This is a genomic window from Aestuariibaculum sp. YM273 (genome assembly GCF_030908365.1).
GTDB lineage: Bacteria > Bacteroidota > Bacteroidia > Flavobacteriales > Flavobacteriaceae > Aestuariibaculum > Aestuariibaculum marinum.
In genome coordinates this window covers 3,033,215-3,050,531 of the sequence record NZ_CP133090.1, presented here as the reverse complement: position 1 = coordinate 3,050,531, position 17,317 = coordinate 3,033,215, and the positions used below count along the sequence as shown (strand labels likewise).

General features: G+C 34.4%; 12 protein-coding genes. 7 read left to right on the top strand and 5 right to left on the bottom strand.

Translation table 11 applies throughout. From position 1 onward, the window contains the following. Window positions 1-1,020, bottom strand: coding sequence for a type IX secretion system protein PorQ (porQ, locus tag RBH94_RS13105; RefSeq protein WP_307881307.1), 1,020 nt, complete (start codon window positions 1,018-1,020; stop codon window positions 1-3). A gap of 82 nt (window positions 1,021-1,102) precedes the next feature. Here porQ and RBH94_RS13100 point away from each other — a divergent pair, with 82 nt between their 5' ends. Then, the gene (locus RBH94_RS13100; RefSeq protein WP_307881306.1) at window positions 1,103-2,371 is read left to right on the top strand and encodes a retropepsin-like aspartic protease; all 1,269 of its coding nucleotides are present in this window, start codon (window positions 1,103-1,105) and stop codon (window positions 2,369-2,371) included. Window positions 2,372-2,424: 53 nt separating this feature from the next. Here RBH94_RS13100 and lon read toward each other — a convergent pair whose 3' ends face one another. Then, window positions 2,425-4,875, bottom strand: a complete 2,451-nt coding sequence (lon, locus tag RBH94_RS13095) for an endopeptidase La (RefSeq protein ID WP_307881305.1) — start codon at window positions 4,873-4,875, stop codon at window positions 2,425-2,427. 230 nt (window positions 4,876-5,105) lie between these two features. After that, window positions 5,106-5,756: a rhomboid family intramembrane serine protease gene (locus tag RBH94_RS13090; RefSeq protein WP_307881304.1), complete on the bottom strand. Its 651-nt coding sequence runs from the start codon at window positions 5,754-5,756 to the stop codon at window positions 5,106-5,108. 62 nt (window positions 5,757-5,818) lie between these two features. Between RBH94_RS13090 and RBH94_RS13085 the strand changes: the two genes are divergently transcribed. Beyond that, complete coding sequence (locus RBH94_RS13085) at window positions 5,819-6,700, top strand: lysophospholipid acyltransferase family protein (protein ID WP_307881303.1); 882 nt, start codon at window positions 5,819-5,821, stop codon at window positions 6,698-6,700. A 53-nt stretch (window positions 6,701-6,753) separates the two neighbouring features. Here the strand turns inward: RBH94_RS13085 and RBH94_RS13080 are convergent, their stop codons facing one another. Together RBH94_RS13080 and glmM are read right to left on the bottom strand one after the other, a co-directional pair. Then, the gene (locus tag RBH94_RS13080; protein WP_188221885.1) at window positions 6,754-7,269 is read right to left on the bottom strand and encodes a DUF3124 domain-containing protein; all 516 of its coding nucleotides are present in this window, start codon (window positions 7,267-7,269) and stop codon (window positions 6,754-6,756) included. Window positions 7,270-7,283: 14 nt separating this feature from the next. After that, window positions 7,284-8,678: a phosphoglucosamine mutase gene (gene glmM / locus RBH94_RS13075; protein ID WP_307881302.1), complete on the bottom strand. Its 1,395-nt coding sequence runs from the start codon at window positions 8,676-8,678 to the stop codon at window positions 7,284-7,286. An 84-nt stretch (window positions 8,679-8,762) separates the two neighbouring features. On the opposite strand from glmM, the gene RBH94_RS13070 reads away from it, so the two are divergent. The 5 genes from RBH94_RS13070 to RBH94_RS13050 all read left to right on the top strand — a co-directional run bounded on the left by RBH94_RS13070 (window position 8,763) and on the right by RBH94_RS13050 (window position 17,315). Further along, window positions 8,763-9,374 (top strand): ACP phosphodiesterase, encoded by a 612-nt coding sequence (locus tag RBH94_RS13070; RefSeq protein WP_188221883.1) that lies wholly within the window; start codon window positions 8,763-8,765, stop codon window positions 9,372-9,374. 142 nt (window positions 9,375-9,516) lie between these two features. After that, the gene (locus tag RBH94_RS13065; RefSeq protein ID WP_307881301.1) at window positions 9,517-10,233 is read left to right on the top strand and encodes a hypothetical protein; all 717 of its coding nucleotides are present in this window, start codon (window positions 9,517-9,519) and stop codon (window positions 10,231-10,233) included. A gap of 507 nt (window positions 10,234-10,740) precedes the next feature. After that, window positions 10,741-13,575: an excinuclease ABC subunit UvrA gene (gene uvrA, locus RBH94_RS13060; RefSeq protein ID WP_307881300.1), complete on the top strand. Its 2,835-nt coding sequence runs from the start codon at window positions 10,741-10,743 to the stop codon at window positions 13,573-13,575. A 113-nt stretch (window positions 13,576-13,688) separates the two neighbouring features. Then, on the top strand, window positions 13,689-14,375 hold the full coding sequence (locus tag RBH94_RS13055) for a TIGR00730 family Rossman fold protein (protein ID WP_307881299.1): 687 nt from the start codon (window positions 13,689-13,691) through the stop codon (window positions 14,373-14,375). A 183-nt stretch (window positions 14,376-14,558) separates the two neighbouring features. Continuing rightward, window positions 14,559-17,315, top strand: coding sequence for a metalloprotease (locus RBH94_RS13050; RefSeq protein WP_307881298.1), 2,757 nt, complete (start codon window positions 14,559-14,561; stop codon window positions 17,313-17,315). Window positions 17,316-17,317: the final 2 nt, after the last annotated feature.

Genomic DNA, 17,317 nt, shown 5'->3' with positions numbered 1-17,317 from the left:
TTATTGTAAGTCTATTTGTAAACCGAAAAAATTAGAGTTCGCCGCACTGGTATATTTGGCATGCGTATAACTAAAACGAAGTTTATTTAATTTGATGGAGAATCCAGCAGATAAACCTGAAAAATTACGCTGATCGACCAAACGTAACTCCTCTGCTCTTCTAAAATTATAGCCTAATCGAATATTGAATCCACCTTCCGGAAACACCTCTGCTCCAATAATGGTATGCCTAATGACTTGACCTAAAAATCCAATTTTCTCTTCAGTCTGATTTCCACTTAAATCACTTGTAACACGAGACGGATTTGGTCTAGCTATGGGCCACTCTTGTAAATTCTCTAAAGTGACATGCCAACGAATCGGTACATTCTCTAAAGTTTGCGACATTCCAAAATCAACTTCTAATGGTAATTTCTCCTGAAGTCCGGCATAGGTTGTAATTTGGGTTCCCAGATTTCTAACCGCTAATGCCGCGTGAAAGTCATTAACCTCATCGATATATATCAATCCTAAATCTACCGCAGCACCAAATGAATTGTACTGTTCTAATTTAGATGTTATCAATTTTAAATTTCCACCGAAATAAAAATCAGAATACCCTAATTGTAATGCATATCCCAAGGACAAAGCCGTTTCGCTACCCGTAAAGGTTCCAGTAGAATTTCCATCTTCGTCGTAACCATCAAAAGAGCCGTAGTTAATATAGGTTATACCCCCATGAAAGGTTTGTGTACGCCTGTCTACCGTATACGCATAAGATGCCGTTCCATAACTAATACCGCCTAAATAACTCGTATAGTTTAACGCCAGCTGATTATCCATTTCCATATTAATGGTTGCCGGGTTAAAAAGCCCTTGAGTTACATCATAATCAACGTTGGTTAACACCTTTCCTCCTAGAGCTGCCTGACGCGGTGATGAGACTAAGTTCAAAAACTGATACGTTGCTTCGCCTCCTAACTGCGCATAGGAGATAGCTGAAGTAAAAACAGAAAAAGCGACAATAATTTTCTTTAGCATATATAGGGCGCAAAGTAAACAAATCTATCTTAAAACGATAACATGCACTTTTTATTTTAATAAAAAAACACAGATAAATTGAATGTTAATCAATGATGACTATAAAAATGTTTTAGAAATTAATACTTTAGAACTCATTATCACAAATGGTTATTCTTTAAATGGAATTAAAATTGAAAACATGAAATTTCTATTAAGCATCTTAAGTCTATTTTTATTTCTTAACATACATTCTCAGAATACTAATCTAAATAAAGGAAAATCTTCAAAGCAATATTTTGAATCCATCCCTATTGAAATAGTTAAAAATAAGATTATTTTACCTGTAGACATTCAAGGAAAAACCTATCGCTTTTTTCTTGATACCGGAGCTCCAAATGTTATTTCAAACGAGCTAAAGGAAATTTTAAACATCTCAAAACCTAAAACTATATCAATAACAGATGCCAACGGAAAGCAAAACCAATTAGAACTAATACTACTTAATAAACTAAAAATAGGTACTGTAGAATTTACCAAAACACCAACCTTAATTTACGACATAAATAGTGATCCCGTTTTTAAATGCTTTAAAGTAGATGGGTTTATTGGCAGTAATCTTTTAAGAAATTCGATTATTCAGATCAATATGAAAAGTCAGCAGATCATTATTACTGACGATGCTAAAAATCTGAAATTAAACAAAAACAAAGCTTCAGATATTCAATTTATAGACAACCAAAGTAGCCCATACATCTGGATTAATCTGGAAGGAAAACACAAAGCCAGAGAGCGGATTTTAGTAGATACAGGCATGAGCGAATTTTACAATATCGCTTTAGAAAACTTTAAACTGTTAAACACGAAAGAAATATTTAAAATTAAAGGTAAAAGCACAGGTGCTTCTGGAATAGGCCTTTTTGGAACGCAGCCAATTAATGAACAATACAAAGTTTTAACACCTGGATTAAAACTAAACCATGTGATTTTTGAAAATGTTCCTGCGCAGACCTCTAATGACAATAACTCAAAAATAGGAACGAAATTGTTACAAAACGGAATAACCACTATAGATTATAAAAACAAAAAATTCTATTTTGAATCTGACACCAACACTATTAACGTTAACCGCCCAGAATTAGGATTTTCACTTTCCGTTAAAGATGAAAACATTATTGTTGGATTTATTTGGAACGAAAGCTTGAAAAGTAAATTACATTACGGAGATCAACTCTTAGAAATAAATAACATCCCTGTAAATTTATGCGACGTTATTACCTCTCAAATAATTTCTGATGACCTTAAGCATATAAAAATGAAAATACAACCTGTTAAAGGCGAGGTCTTCGAAATAACGGTTAACAAAGAATAGACATAAAAAAAAGAGGTTGAAACCCAACCTCTTTTTAATTTACAACTTTTAGCTTATAGCTTTTTAGCATTTGTTACCTTTTGATTCGTGATGGCTATTTTAATAACCTCACTCATATCTGTAACGTAATGGAAGGTTAAGCCTTTTAAGTATTCCTGCTTAATCTCCTCAATATCACGTTTATTTTCTTCACAAAGAATAATCTCTTTTATTCTGGCGCGTTTCGCCGCTAAAATTTTCTCTTTGATACCTCCTACCGGAAGCACTTTACCCCGAAGCGTAATCTCCCCTGTCATTGCCAGACTCTTCTTAACTTTCTTCTGAGTAAATAAGGACACAAGAGAAGTTAACATCGTAATACCTGCACTTGGCCCATCTTTAGGCGTTGCGCCTTCCGGCACGTGAATATGCACATTGTATTTGTCGAATACTTCATTGTCAATACCGAATTCATCAGCATTGGCTTTAATGTATTCCATAGCAATAGTAGCAGATTCCTTCATCACCTTACCTAAGTTACCGGTAATATTAAGCATCCCTTTCCCCTTAGAAAGAATAGACTCTATAAATAAGATATCACCACCAACACTTGTCCATGCTAACCCAGTAACAACACCTGCGACATTGTTATTTTCATATTTATCACGCTCCAGTTTTGGTCTTCCAAGGACTTCGATAATATCTCCGTTTGTTACCTTGATATTGTACTCTTCTTCCATCGCGATATTCTTAGCTGCATGACGTACCATTTTTGCTATTTGCTTTTCTAAGCCCCGAACACCTGATTCTCTGGTATAACCTTCTACTATTTTTTCTAGTTGTGGTTTTCCAATTTTTAAATGCGAATCGTTTAGTCCGTGTTCCTTTAATTGCTTTGGCAATAAATGACGCTTAGCTATTTCTACCTTTTCCTCAATAGTATATCCGGTAACGTTAATTATCTCCATACGATCACGTAACGCTGGCTGAATGCTCCCTAAGCTATTAGATGTTGCTATGAACATCACTTTAGAAAGGTCGTAACCCATCTCTAAGAAGTTATCATAGAATTCACTGTTTTGCTCAGGATCTAAAACCTCAAGCATTGCTGAAGACGGATCTCCGTTATGAGAATTCGTTAACTTATCAATTTCATCAAGAACAAATACTGGATTCGATGTTCCTGCTTTCTTCAAACTTTGAATGATACGCCCTGGCATGGCACCAATATAGGTTTTTCTATGTCCACGAATCTCTGCTTCATCACGTAAACCACCTAATGAAATGCGTACATACTCTCTACCTAAAGCCTCTGCTATAGATTTACCCAAAGAGGTTTTACCTACTCCCGGAGGTCCGTAAAGACATAAAATAGGAGACTTCATATCGTTACGTAATTTTAGCACCGCTAAATATTCAATAATACGGCGTTTAACATCTTCCAATCCGAAATGTTCACGATCTAAAATCTTTTTAGCACGCTTTAAATCGAATTTATCTTGACTGTATTCATTCCAAGGTAAATCTAAAAACAGTTCTAAATAATTACGTTGAATAGAGTACTCTGCCACCTGAGGATTCATGCGTTGCATCTTCGATAATTCCTTCTCGAAATGTTTCGCTACTTTTTCATCCCATTCTTTAGTAAGAGCACGCTCACGCATCTCTTCAATCTCTTCCTCATGATTTACACCACCCAATTCTTCCTGAATGGTTTTCATTTGCTGATGCAAGAAATACTCACGTTGCTGCTGACTCATATCCATTTGCACCTTAGACTGAATATCATTTTTAAGTTCCAGTTTTTGAAACTCAACATTCATGTATTTTAAGGTTGCAAGGGCACGTTTTTTAAGGTCATCAATTTCTAATAGCGACTGCTTTTCAGCAACCGTTAAATTCATATTAGATGACACGAAATTGATTAAAAACGAATTACTTTCGATGTTTTTAATAGCAAAAGACGCTTCGCTTGGAATATTCGGACTCTCCTTAATGATGTTTAATGCTAATTCCTTAATAGAATCAATGATTGCAGAAAACTCTTTATTCTTAACTGCTGGCTTTGCTTCAGGTAAATCTCTTACCGTAGCATTCATATAAGGTTCTTCGGTAAGAACCTCTGCTACTTTAAAACGCTTTTTACCCTGAATAATAACAGTTACGTTACCATCGGGCATTTTTAAAACACGTAAAATTTTGGCAACCGTACCTACCTCATTAATTTCTTTGGCCGTTGGGTTTTCTACCGACTCATCTTTTTGAGCAACTACACCAATAATCTTGGAGCCTTTGTTTGCGTCGTTAATTAATTTAATAGACTTATCGCGACCAGCCGTAATAGGAATGACTACTCCAGGAAACAATACGGTATTTCTTAACGAAAGTATAGGCAAAGTTTCGGGCAGCTCTTCGTTGTTTATTTCTTCTTCGTCTTCAGGTGTCATTAAAGGAATTAATTCTGCGTTTTCGTCAAAATCCTGTAATGACAAACTGTCAAGGGTTAAAAAATTTGATTTCTTCATATGTATATTTAAGCCAATCTGTCAGTTAACAGACTAGTCTTTCAGATTTAATAATTAACCTATAATATCAATTGTTTTAGATTCAGTCGTTTAAACAATTAAAATTATACATCTTTCTTATATAAAGTCAATTCCTGTGCCATAATAGTAAACACGACAAAACAATAGAGTAAAAGAAGTTTACCCAGAAAAAAGCCCATCCTAAATTTAGAATGGCCCTTACTTATATTTTATATTTTACCTGCCTTTTTCAACACATATAACAAAGCAATGGGTATCGCCAATAATACAACCATTAACAAATGTTCTTGAAACAAACTTGGAGCTAAAAACAACGTTATAATATATCCTCCAACAGCTCCTCCAAAATGCGCGTCATGACCAATATTGCCAATTCTGTTTTTCATACCGTAAATAGAATATAGTAAATATCCAACACCAAAAACATATGCAGGAATTGGAATTGGTACAAAGAATAAATACAAACTCATATTCGGTTCCAATAAAATAGCAGAATACAAAATACCTGTAACTGCGCCACTGGCTCCTACTGCACTGTAATGATATTCATTTTTATGAAAGTATAATGACAATACATTACCAAACAATAAACTTCCAATATAAATAAACAGGAAACCAACTGTGCCTAAACTCCACAACACGGTATTTGCAAAAAAATACAAGGTTAACATATTAAACAGTAAGTGCTGTGTGTCGACATGTAGAAAAGCAGAACTGAATAATCTAATTTTTTCCCCGCGTTGTACACTACCAACCTGAAACTTATACCTATCGAAAAATCCGTAATCACTAAATCCTTTATAGGATATTAGCACATTCGCTGCAATTATTACAATAGTTATTAAATTTAAATTCCCCATAAAGCTTAAAAGTTTATTTTCAAATTAGCATATATTTGTCCCTACAAATCTAAAATTAATTCATGCAATTCTTAGCATATATTCTTGTTTATCCTCTTTTATGGATTATTTCCATACTTCCCTTTCCAATCCTGTATCTTATTTCAGACGGACTGTATTTGATTATGTACCATATTGTAGCCTACCGAAAGAAAGTCGTTAAAAGCAATATTAAGCTGGTTTTTCCTGAAAAGACAGACGAGGAAGTTTTAATCATCACAAAAAAGTTCTACAAGCATTTATGCGATATGTTTTTAGAGATGGCTAAAACACTCACCATCTCTGAAAAAGAATTAAACAAGCGATTTAAAATAAAAAATCCGGAAGAATTTAAACGTCTGGAAAGTTTAAATAAAAGTATCATCCTAATGTTTGGGCATTATGCCAGCTGGGAATGGTCTGTCGTGCTTCAGAATTACATTAACTTTAATGGTCTTGCTGTTTACAAGAAATTATCTAACAAATATTTCGATAATTTAGTAAGACGTATGCGTTCAAAATTCAATACTACGCTTATTAGCACTAAAGAAACCATCAACACGATAAATGAAAACGAAAGCCAAAATATTAAAAGCATTATGGCTTTTTTAAGTGATCAATCACCACGGTTAACTAAAGAAGTCTATTGGGGGCATTTTATGGGTGTAGAGGTTCCTTGTTTTACTGGAGCAGAACGTTTAGCTAAAAAATTAGACTTAACGACGGCTTTCCTGAAAGTAACTAAGGTAAAACGCGGACATTACGAAGCTGAAATTATGACTTTAGCCGAAGACAGCACAATTTATAAAGACTACGAATTAACCGATATGTTTTTACGTGAAGTAGAAAAACAAATTCACGAAGCTCCCGAATATTACTTCTGGACACATAAACGCTGGAAATACAAAGACCAAAAGCCTGAATAAAAAACAAAAGGCAACATTTTTAATGTTGCCTTTTGTTTTTTACAAATTCTTTACTATTTAAGCTCTTTTCCTTGTGTTGTAAATGAAATACCTTGCTGTCCTGAAGTTGAAATCATAACACTTTCAAAAAACGGTGAGTTTGATGTATTCTTAATTCGCCAGTCAAATAAGAAATTTGCTCCTGTTCCTCCTTCTTCATCACGTTCATCTATAACAATTTCTACTGCTTCCATTGGGGCCACAAAAATGGTTTTATCAAAATATGTACGTATCGCATTTCCATGGGTATCGAAATAGGTGGCTTTATCGATATAAACCGTATCAGAAACATTTATATTTCTAATACTTACTGTAGCTGTTAAACTATGAATACGGTGTTCTGTTTCGCTATAAATTTGAGAATACACCGATAAATATGTTTTCCCCTGAACTAAAGAATCAGGTAAAGTTGAATGGACCATTCTTTTTTTCCAATTCACTTCGTCAACAGAACTGTATTCCTTCTCCTTATCGCACGACTGCAAAAAAAGCATTGCCAATAATACGGTAAATAAAAATTTTGTAGTCATGACTAAAATAGTTTTTAAACGTTAATACCCGCAATCGAACCAATCTCTTCTATAAACTTATCTGCCAAATCATCGGCTAAGGTTTGAGATTTAGCTTCAGTATAGATTCTAACAATAGGTTCTGTGTTACTTTTTCTTAAATGTACCCAATTTTCAGGAAAATCAATTTTCACACCGTCAATTGTAGTCAACTGTTCATTTTGATAACGTTCTTCAATAGCTTTTAAAATAGCATCGACATCAAGACTTGGTGTTAATTCAATTTTCTTTTTACTCATATAATAGTCTGGGTACGTTTTTCTAAGTTCACTAACCTTCATATCCTTTTCTGCTAACAAGCTTAAAAATAAAGCCACACCAACCAAGGCATCACGTCCGTAATGTGCTTCGGGATATATAATTCCGCCGTTACCTTCACCACCAATAACTACCTTGTTTTGCTTCATTAGCTTCACCACATTCACTTCACCAACGGCACTAGCTTCATAAGTGCCTCCGTACTTTTCGGTAACATCACGTAACGCACGTGTTGAACTCATATTACTCACGGTATTTCCCGGTGTTTTACTCAATACATAATCGGCACAAGCCACAAGGGTATATTCTTCACCGAACATCTCTCCATTTTCATCCACAAACGCCAAGCGATCAACATCCGGATCAACCACTATACCAAAATCAGCACGCTCTTCCACCACACGTTTAGATAATTCTGATAAATGTTCCTTTAAAGGTTCCGGATTGTGAGGAAAATGTCCGTTAGGCTCACAATATAACTTAACAACTTCTACACCTAATCGCTCAAGCAATAAAGGTATCGCCCAGCCTCCCGTAGAATTCACACCATCTACCACCACTTTAAAACGCGCTTCTTCAATAGGATTTACAGTTACTAGAGGTAAATCTAAAACCTCAATAATATGTAAATCGATATACGCTTTATTCTTTGTTATTTTTCCTAGACTATCAACATCGGCAAAATCGATTGTACCACTTTCAGCAATATCTAAAATTTTAGCACCTTCAACACCGTCTAAAAACTCTCCATCGGAATTCAATAACTTTAAAGCGTTCCATTGTTTAGGGTTGTGACTTGCTGTTAGAATGATACCTCCATCAGCATGCTCCATAGGAACAGCTACTTCTACCGTAGGAGTCGTTGACAAACCTATATCTACGACATGAATACCCACACCAACTAGAGTGTTCATTACCAAATCCTGAATCATTTTACCCGAAATACGAGCATCTCTACCCACAACAACTTTATAATCTTTTTTATCTCTTTGTTGCTTTATCCATGCACCATAAGCGGCTGCAAATTTAACCGCATCAATAGGCGTTAAATTCTCTCCTACTTGTCCTCCTATGGTTCCTCTAATTCCCGAAATAGATTTTATTAATGTCATTAATTTTTTTAATTAAATTTAGTTTGAAACAAATATACAATTACAAAATTGTAATTCTTAAAACCTAATTCGTAAATTTCACAAATGAATTACTTAGCCCATATTTATCTTTCCGGAGAAAACGAATTAGTTACTATTGGTAATTTTATTGCTGATGGCATAAAAGGAAAAGCCTACAAAAATTACAACACCGATATTCAAATCGGCATTCTACTGCATCGAAATATTGATACGTTTACAGATGCACATCAAGTCGTACGACAAAGTACCAAGCGACTTCACGAAAAATACGGGCATTACTCTGGGGTTATAGTTGATATTTTGTACGATCACTTTTTAGCTAAAAACTGGCATATGTACCATGATAGCCCCTTAAAAGTGTATTCGGAAGAATTTTACGACTCCTTAGAAAACCATTACGACTTACTTCCTATGCGGATTCAAAAAATGATGCCTTATATGATGACCGACAACTGGTTGTTAAGTTATTCCTCAATTGACGGCATTGCAAGAGTTCTAGACGGCATGAACCGCCGCACCAAACATCGTTCTAGTATGAATGAAGCGGTTAATGAACTAGAAGAGTTTTACAATGAATTTGAAAATGAGTTTTCTGAGTTTTTTGATGAACTTATACATTTCTCCAAACAGAAATTAAAAGAACATACTTTTATACTGAACAAAAACGCTTCGTAAACAACGTAAGGGTCGTATTTTATCGAAAACTTACTACAACTATCGGTTTTAATCTATTTTATTTTCACAAGTCGTTATATATTAATATTTTAGAGCTTAGTCAGGTTCTTACTATTTTCAATTCTTCATACATCATTTGCTTATGAAACTAAAACGCAGTTTAAAAATATTTTTCGGAGTAGTCGTGTTTTTTACACTTCCCAGTATACTGTTTTTTAGTTTCCTTTACTTTAAATATAATGAAGAGCTTCCGCAAGGTATTCAAGGCGAGGAAGCAGACTTACTCGCTAAAAATATGTTAGCTTCATTAAATGACGAAGCCTATAAAGCCACCAAACATATTGAATGGACCTTTAAGAAACGACACCATTACGAATGGAACAAAACCAATAGCTCCTGCAAGGTATACTGGAAAGAATACCGTGTTGACCTCGATTTAAACAACCCTAGTAACCACCAAGCCTTTGTTCATAGTTTTAACGTGCATGGAGAATTGGCAGATGAACTTATAGAAAAAGCTATAAAATATTTCAATAACGATTCGTTTTGGTTGGTGGCACCATATAAAGTTTTTGATAAAGGAACCGAACGCCGATTAGTTAACTTACCAGATAATAAAAAAGGCCTACTAATAACCTTTACTACAGGAGGGTCTACCCCCGGAGATTCCTACTTATGGCTTTTTGATGAATCTGGGAAACCTAAAAGCTTTAAAATGTGGACATCAATATTACCCATTGACGGGCTAGAAGCTTCATGGAGCGATTGGGTTACCACCTCGACCGAAGCACAACTACCTACATTTCATAAACTGCTATTTTTAGGAATTGAGATAGAAGACATAAAAACAAGCTTCTAACACTTTACATTTCTTAAAAATTTGTTAAATAATTAACATTAGTTAACTTTTTTTTACCCCTTAGATTTGAGGGGTATTAATTTAATTTTTCATAAACTCCAATCATCTACCCCATAAAAACCCGCGCTTAACAATAAATTAACACAAATTAAACACAAACACCCCTTAAAAATCCGAAAACAAACAACAACAACATTACATTTTTAAGACCATCAAACAAAATAACAGTTTGCATAATCGCTTAAACTCTATTACTTTAGAACCACAATTAAACTAATTACCATTGTAATTCCTCAATATTAAACCGTAGTGTTTTTTAGAGATGATTACACAAAATTTTTGTTCTGAATATATTTCAGACATTACGAAACTTTACCAACTAGTAAAATACACCACCAAAGCTGCATTTAATAATGCAGCTTTTTTTATTGATGATTAATTAAAATCAGAAGTCTTCCTCTTAATAATTTAACAACTAAAATTGTAACTTTGCGCTTTTGCGATTATATGAGTCATTTCGAAGAATTTATAGAAGTAAAAGGAGCACGAGTACATAATTTAAAAAACATTGATGTATCTATTCCCAGAGAAAAACTTGTGGTGATCACCGGTTTATCAGGTAGTGGAAAATCATCTTTGGCTTTCGATACCATTTATGCGGAAGGACAACGACGTTACATCGAAACCTTTTCGGCCTACGCCAGACAATTCCTTGGTGGACTCGAGCGGCCTGACGTTGATAAAATTGACGGACTGTCTCCTGTAATCGCTATTGAACAAAAAACCACCAGTAAATCTCCGCGATCTACAGTTGGAACCATTACCGAAATCTACGACTTTTTGCGCCTACTCTACGCTCGCGCCAGTGATGCTTACAGTTACAATACCGGAGACAAAATGGTAAGCTATAGCGACGAACAAATAAAAGAGTTAATCATAAAAGATTTTAAAGGTAAACGCATTAATGTTTTAGCTCCTGTTATTCGTTCACGTAAAGGACATTATCGTGAATTATTTGAACAAATTGCCAAGCAGGGTTTTGTAAAAGTAAGAACAGACGGCGAAATTCAAGACCTTAAAAAAGGGATGAAACTAGATCGTTACAAAACTCACGATATTGAAATAGTTATCGATCGCTTGGTTATTGACGAGTCTGCAGATAACGATAAACGCCTTACTGAAACCATTAATACAGCCATGTATCATGGTGATGATGTTTTAATGATTTTAGACCAGGATACTCAAGAGGTGCGCTATTTTAGTAGAAAACTAATGTGCCCATCGTCGGGCATTTCATATCCTAATCCGGAACCTAACAACTTTTCATTTAATTCTCCAAAAGGCGCTTGTCCGGCTTGTAATGGTATAGGCACCATGCGAAAAGTAAACGAAAAGAAAATTATTCCCGATGATACTTTATCTATAAAGAACGGCGCTTTAGCTCCACATGGTCCGGAAAAAAACAGCTGGATTTTCAAACAATTAAACACCATTGCGCAACGCTATAACTTTAGCCTATCTGATCCTTATAAAGACATCCCTGAGGAAGCAAAACACATGATTCTTTATGGCGGTAATGAAAAATTCTCTATTACAAGTAAAAGCTTAGGAGTTACAAGAGATTATAAAATAGATTTTGAAGGCGTTGCCAATTTTATAGAAAATCAATATAAAACAGCTGAAACCACATCTCTTAAACGCTGGGCAAAAGAGTATATGGATAAAGTAATATGCCCTGAATGCCAAGGCTCACGACTTAAAAAAGAATCTTTATACTTTAAAATAAACGAAAAAAATATAGCAGAACTTGCTAATACTGATATATCTGAATTAGCTGATTGGTTTAACGATTTAAACAAACATCTTTCAGAGAAACAATTAAAAATAGCCGAAGAGGTTCTTAAGGAAATCAAATCCAGACTTCAGTTTTTATTAGATGTCGGCTTAAATTATTTATCTCTTAACCGAAGCTCAAAATCGCTTTCCGGCGGAGAAGCCCAACGTATTCGATTAGCAACACAAATAGGATCACAACTTGTCGGGGTTCTTTATATTTTAGACGAACCGAGTATCGGTCTGCATCAACGCGATAATGAAAAATTGATTAACTCCTTGGTTTCACTACGTGACATTGGAAATTCAGTTATTGTTGTTGAGCATGATAAAGACATGATTGAACGCGCTGATTACGTTATAGATATCGGTCCAAAAGCCGGAAAACATGGCGGTAAAATAATCAGCATTGGCACACCACAGGAGCTTTTAACGCACGACACACTTACGGCAGAATATTTAAATGGCTCAAAAGAAATTGAAGTTCCCAAAAAGCGTCGTGAAGGCAACGGTAAATTTTTAGAACTTAAAGGGTGTACAGGTAACAACCTTAAAAACGTATCTGTTAAATTCCCTTTAGGAAAAATGATTGGTGTTACAGGTGTTTCTGGTAGTGGAAAATCTACTTTAATAAACGAAACCCTATACCCTATTTTAAATGCCCATTACTTTAATGGCGTTAAAAAACCGATGCCTTATAAAAGCATTAAAGGTTTAGAGCACATCGATAAGGTAATTGATATTAATCAGTCGCCTATTGGTAGAACACCTCGAAGCAATCCAGCTACATACACGGGTGTTTTTAGTGAAATTAGAAGTTTATTCGCTAAAATTCCTGAAGCTATGATTCGTGGTTACAAACCGGGACGTTTCAGCTTCAACGTAAAAGGCGGACGCTGTGAAACTTGTCAAGGTGGCGGATTGAAAGTTATTGAAATGAATTTCCTGCCCGATGTCTATGTAGAATGTGAAACCTGCCAAGGCAAACGCTTCAATCGTGAAACTCTCGAAATTCGATATAAAGGCAAGTCTATTAGTGATGTTTTAAATATGACTATTAATGAAGCTGTTGATTTCTTTGAGCATATTCCAAAAATCTTTAACAAACTTAAAACTATTAAAGATGTAGGTCTAGGCTATATTACATTAGGCCAACAAAGCACAACGCTATCTGGCGGTGAGGCACAGCGTATTAAACTGGCTACAGAGCTTAGTAAACGTGATACAGGGAACACCTTCTATATTTTAGATGAACCTACAACAGGGTTACACTTTGAAGACATCCGAGTTCTTATGATCGTACTTAACAAGCTAGCCAATAAAGGCAATACAGTACTTATTATAGAACACAATCTCGATGTTATTAAAGCTGTCGACCATATTATTGATATTGGTTACGAAGGTGGAAAAGGTGGTGGAAAAGTTGTTGTTGAAGGTACACCTGAAGAGGTTGCCATGCATAAAAAGAGTTATACTGCTAAATTTTTAAAGAAAGAATTGGGCCTATAAATAATAAGCGTATCGCCGTTTGCTTTTCATAAAATAGAAAACTAAATTTGAGCAGTTCACCAAGCAAAGTATACAACATGCTTAATGAACTATAAAAAATTTAATGCACTACTATGAGAAAAGAACAACACCCTAAAGGGTGGAATGCGATTAAAACAAATGATTCATGGGCAATATTTAAAATCATGGGCGAATTCGTTAATGGTTTTGAAAAAATGAGCAAAATAGGTCCTTGTGTATCTATTTTTGGTTCGGCCAGAACAAAATCAGATCAAAAATATTATCAACTTGCCGAAAACATAGCCAGACGTATTGTTGAAGCCGGATACGGTGTAATTACAGGTGGTGGACCAGGTATCATGGAAGCCGGTAACAAAGGAGCACATATAGGTGGCGGAACCTCTGTTGGCCTGAACATAGAATTACCTTTTGAACAACACGATAATCCTTATATAGATTCCGATAAAAGTTTAGATTTCGATTATTTCTTTGTGAGAAAGGTTATGTTTGTTAAATACTCTCAAGGGTTTGTTGTTATGCCAGGTGGCTTTGGAACTTTAGATGAATTATTTGAAGCAATGACACTGATACAAACGCATAAAATAGAAAAATTCCCAATCATACTTGTCGGAACAGAATTCTGGGAAGGACTTATAGAATGGGTTAAATCAACTCTTCTTAGTCACGGTAATATTAGCCCTGAAGACTTAAATCTAATTCATTTAGTCGATTCTGAAGATGAGGTTATAAACATACTTGATAGCTTCTACAAAGAATCAGGATTAAGTCCTAATTTTTAAAGCCCGTTTAAGTATTTTTTTCGTTTATAAATTATCTAACAATATTCGGTTTAATCGCTATATTGTGATAATAAACATACATTTGCAACCCTTAATCTTTAATAAAAATTGAATTTACGTCATTTTAGTTTTACCATTAGCCTTCTTGTTGGCCTTGCTTGTTTTAGCCAAAACAAAATTGACGTGCATGCCATTTTTAATATTGAAAATAAGCAGATTAAAATCTCTCAAAATATTCAATATCAAAACACTTCAAACGACACTCTTCATTCTATTTATTTAAGTAACTGGGGGAATTCGTATGCTACAAAAACAACACCTTTAGCAAGACGAATTGCCGATGAATACCGCAACGATTTTCACTTAGCTAAAAACGACGAACGTGGTTTCTCTATTTTAACTTCTGTAAAGAGTAATGATACAGATTTGGCATATCATGATTTAAAAAGCCAGATAGATATCGTTAAAGTAATATTGAATTCAGCATTATATCCGGGAGAATCATACAATATACATCTGGAATATATTGTACAGCTACCCAGCGATAAATTTACCGGGTATGGCATTACTAAAACAGGCGATTTAAATTTAAAATATTGGTATATCACACCTGCAATATATAATGGTGAATGGCAATACTTTAGCAACAAAGATTTAAACGATTTGTTCATCCCAAAATCTGATATTTCGTTAATTTTAGAAATCCCTAAAACGCATACATTAACTTCAGATTTAAATTTAGATAATGAATCACAAACAAATGATTATAAAATATTTAACCTAAAAGGAAAAAATAGAACAGTTAACAAATTATTTATTAGTAAAACACCTAATTTCAATACCGTTGAAACAAATGACTTTTCTATAGTTTCAGATATTAATGATGAAGATTTAGAAATTATAGATAAGGTTCTCATTACTGAAAAAATAATAAAGTATATCACAAAAAAGTTTGGTGATTATCCTCATGAAAAACTCTTTGCTACCCAAACCGATTACGACGACAACCCCGTTTACGGATTAAATTTTCTACCGAGCTTTATAAAAACTTACCCTAGTCATTTTAAATACGAACTTAAACTATTAAAAGTAGCGCTTCGTAATTATTTAGAAAACACCTTACTCCTAAACCCAAGAAAAGACCAATGGCTAATTGATGGTATTGAGATTTTCTATTTGATGAATTATGTTGAGGAACATTACCCAAATATGAAATTCCTCGGGTCTTTAGCTAATTTTTGGGGTGTTCGATCGTTTCATGCGGCAGACATGCGTTTTAATGACAAATACAATCTGGCCTTTATGCTTATGGCAAGAACCAATAGAGATCAACCTTTGGTTATGGCTAAGGATTCACTTCTAAAATTCAATGCTAATATCGCCAATAAATACAAAGCTGGTATTGGGTTAAAATACTTAGACGATTTTGTTAATAGCCATATTGTTGAAAGCTCCATTGAATCTTTTGTTAACAATAACAAATTAAAACCAATCCAAGCTTCAGATTTTGAACCTTACTTAAAATCTAAAACCGATAAAAATATCAATTGGTTCTTCAACGATTATTTAAAAACCCGTAGCAAATTAGACTTTAAAATAAAAGATGTACACAAAACCGAAGACTCCATAACGGTTACTATTAAAAACAAAAGACACAACACCATGCCGGTGTCGCTTTATACTTTAAACAATGATAGTGTTATTTCCAAAACATGGATTGAAAACATTAGTGAGAATAAAACCCTTACTCTTCCAAGAAATGACGCCAATAAGCTTGTTTTAAACTACAACAGTATTATTCCAGAAATTAATGAGCGTGACAACTGGAAGTCCTTAAAAGGGTTCTTTTTTAACAACAAACCGTTACAGTTCAGGCTATTTAAAGATATAGAAGACCCATATTACAATCAGGTATTTTTCATGCCGCTTTTGGAATTTAATAATATTTACGACGGTTTCACTTTAGGTGTCAAAACCTACAATAAAACCTTATTAAAAAAACGATTAAGTTACAAATTTTCACCTCAGTATGCATTTAAATCCAGATCATTTACCGGATCTGGTGTTATAGCCATGACGCATTATCTTGAAAACAAAAACCTTTATGCGATCAACTATGGTTTAGTTGGAGGCTATAGCTCTTATGCTCCTAATTTATTTGTTAGACAAATTACACCTTCTTTAACTTTTCAATTCAGACAGGACGATAATTTCCGATCTAATAAAAGACAAATGCTATCGTTTAGGTATCTTGATATTCATCGCGATAAGGATATTAATAACATCTACACTACCGACGAACCTAGTTATAATGTATTTAATGCACGATTCATTCATTCCAACGATAACTTAATTAATTATACAAAGTGGTATACTGATCTGCAAATTGGAAAAACGTTTAGCAAATTAGCCTTTAATTTCGAGTACAGACACTTATTTCACAACAACAGGCAGCTTAACGTTCGTTCATATACCGGGGCCTTTTTAAGCAACAGAAACGATATTGATTCAGATTATTTTAGCTTTGCGCTAGATCGCCCAACGGATTATTTATTTGAATTACCTTATTTAGGAAGATCTGAAAGCTCTGGAATTTTCAGTCAACAGTATATTGAAGCTGAAGGGGGGTTTAAATCTAAACTAGACACACCCTTTGCTAACCAATGGATTTCTACCGTTAACGCAAGTACAACCCTTTGGCGATACATTTTAGCGTATGGAGATATTGGTTTTGTTAAGAATAAATTCGATCACGCCAAATTTGTCTACGATTCAGGTATACGCATCAATTTGGTTACCGATTATTTTGAAGTTTACTTCCCTATTTATTCTAATTTAGGGTGGGAAATCTCTCAGCCTCAATATGAAGAACGAATAAGGATAAAATTCACTTTAGACCCACAAGTTTTATTAGGTTTATTTAGAAGGCGTTGGTTTTAACT

Excerpts from the sequence above, each read along its gene's own strand:
- porQ (WP_307881307.1), bottom strand. The coding sequence starts at position 1,020 with ATGCTAAAGAAAATTATTGTCGCTTTTTCTGTTTTTACTTCAGCTATC.
- RBH94_RS13100 (WP_307881306.1), top strand. The coding sequence starts at position 1,103 with ATGTTAATCAATGATGACTATAAAAATGTTTTAGAAATTAATACTTTA.
- lon (WP_307881305.1), bottom strand. The coding sequence starts at position 4,875 with ATGAAGAAATCAAATTTTTTAACCCTTGACAGTTTGTCATTACAGGAT.
- RBH94_RS13090 (WP_307881304.1), bottom strand. The coding sequence starts at position 5,756 with ATGGGGAATTTAAATTTAATAACTATTGTAATAATTGCAGCGAATGTG.
- RBH94_RS13085 (WP_307881303.1), top strand. The coding sequence starts at position 5,819 with ATGCAATTCTTAGCATATATTCTTGTTTATCCTCTTTTATGGATTATT.
- RBH94_RS13080 (WP_188221885.1), bottom strand. The coding sequence starts at position 7,269 with ATGACTACAAAATTTTTATTTACCGTATTATTGGCAATGCTTTTTTTG.
- glmM (WP_307881302.1), bottom strand. The coding sequence starts at position 8,678 with ATGACATTAATAAAATCTATTTCGGGAATTAGAGGAACCATAGGAGGA.
- RBH94_RS13070 (WP_188221883.1), top strand. The coding sequence starts at position 8,763 with ATGAATTACTTAGCCCATATTTATCTTTCCGGAGAAAACGAATTAGTT.
- RBH94_RS13065 (WP_307881301.1), top strand. The coding sequence starts at position 9,517 with ATGAAACTAAAACGCAGTTTAAAAATATTTTTCGGAGTAGTCGTGTTT.
- uvrA (WP_307881300.1), top strand. The coding sequence starts at position 10,741 with ATGAGTCATTTCGAAGAATTTATAGAAGTAAAAGGAGCACGAGTACAT.
- RBH94_RS13055 (WP_307881299.1), top strand. The coding sequence starts at position 13,689 with ATGAGAAAAGAACAACACCCTAAAGGGTGGAATGCGATTAAAACAAAT.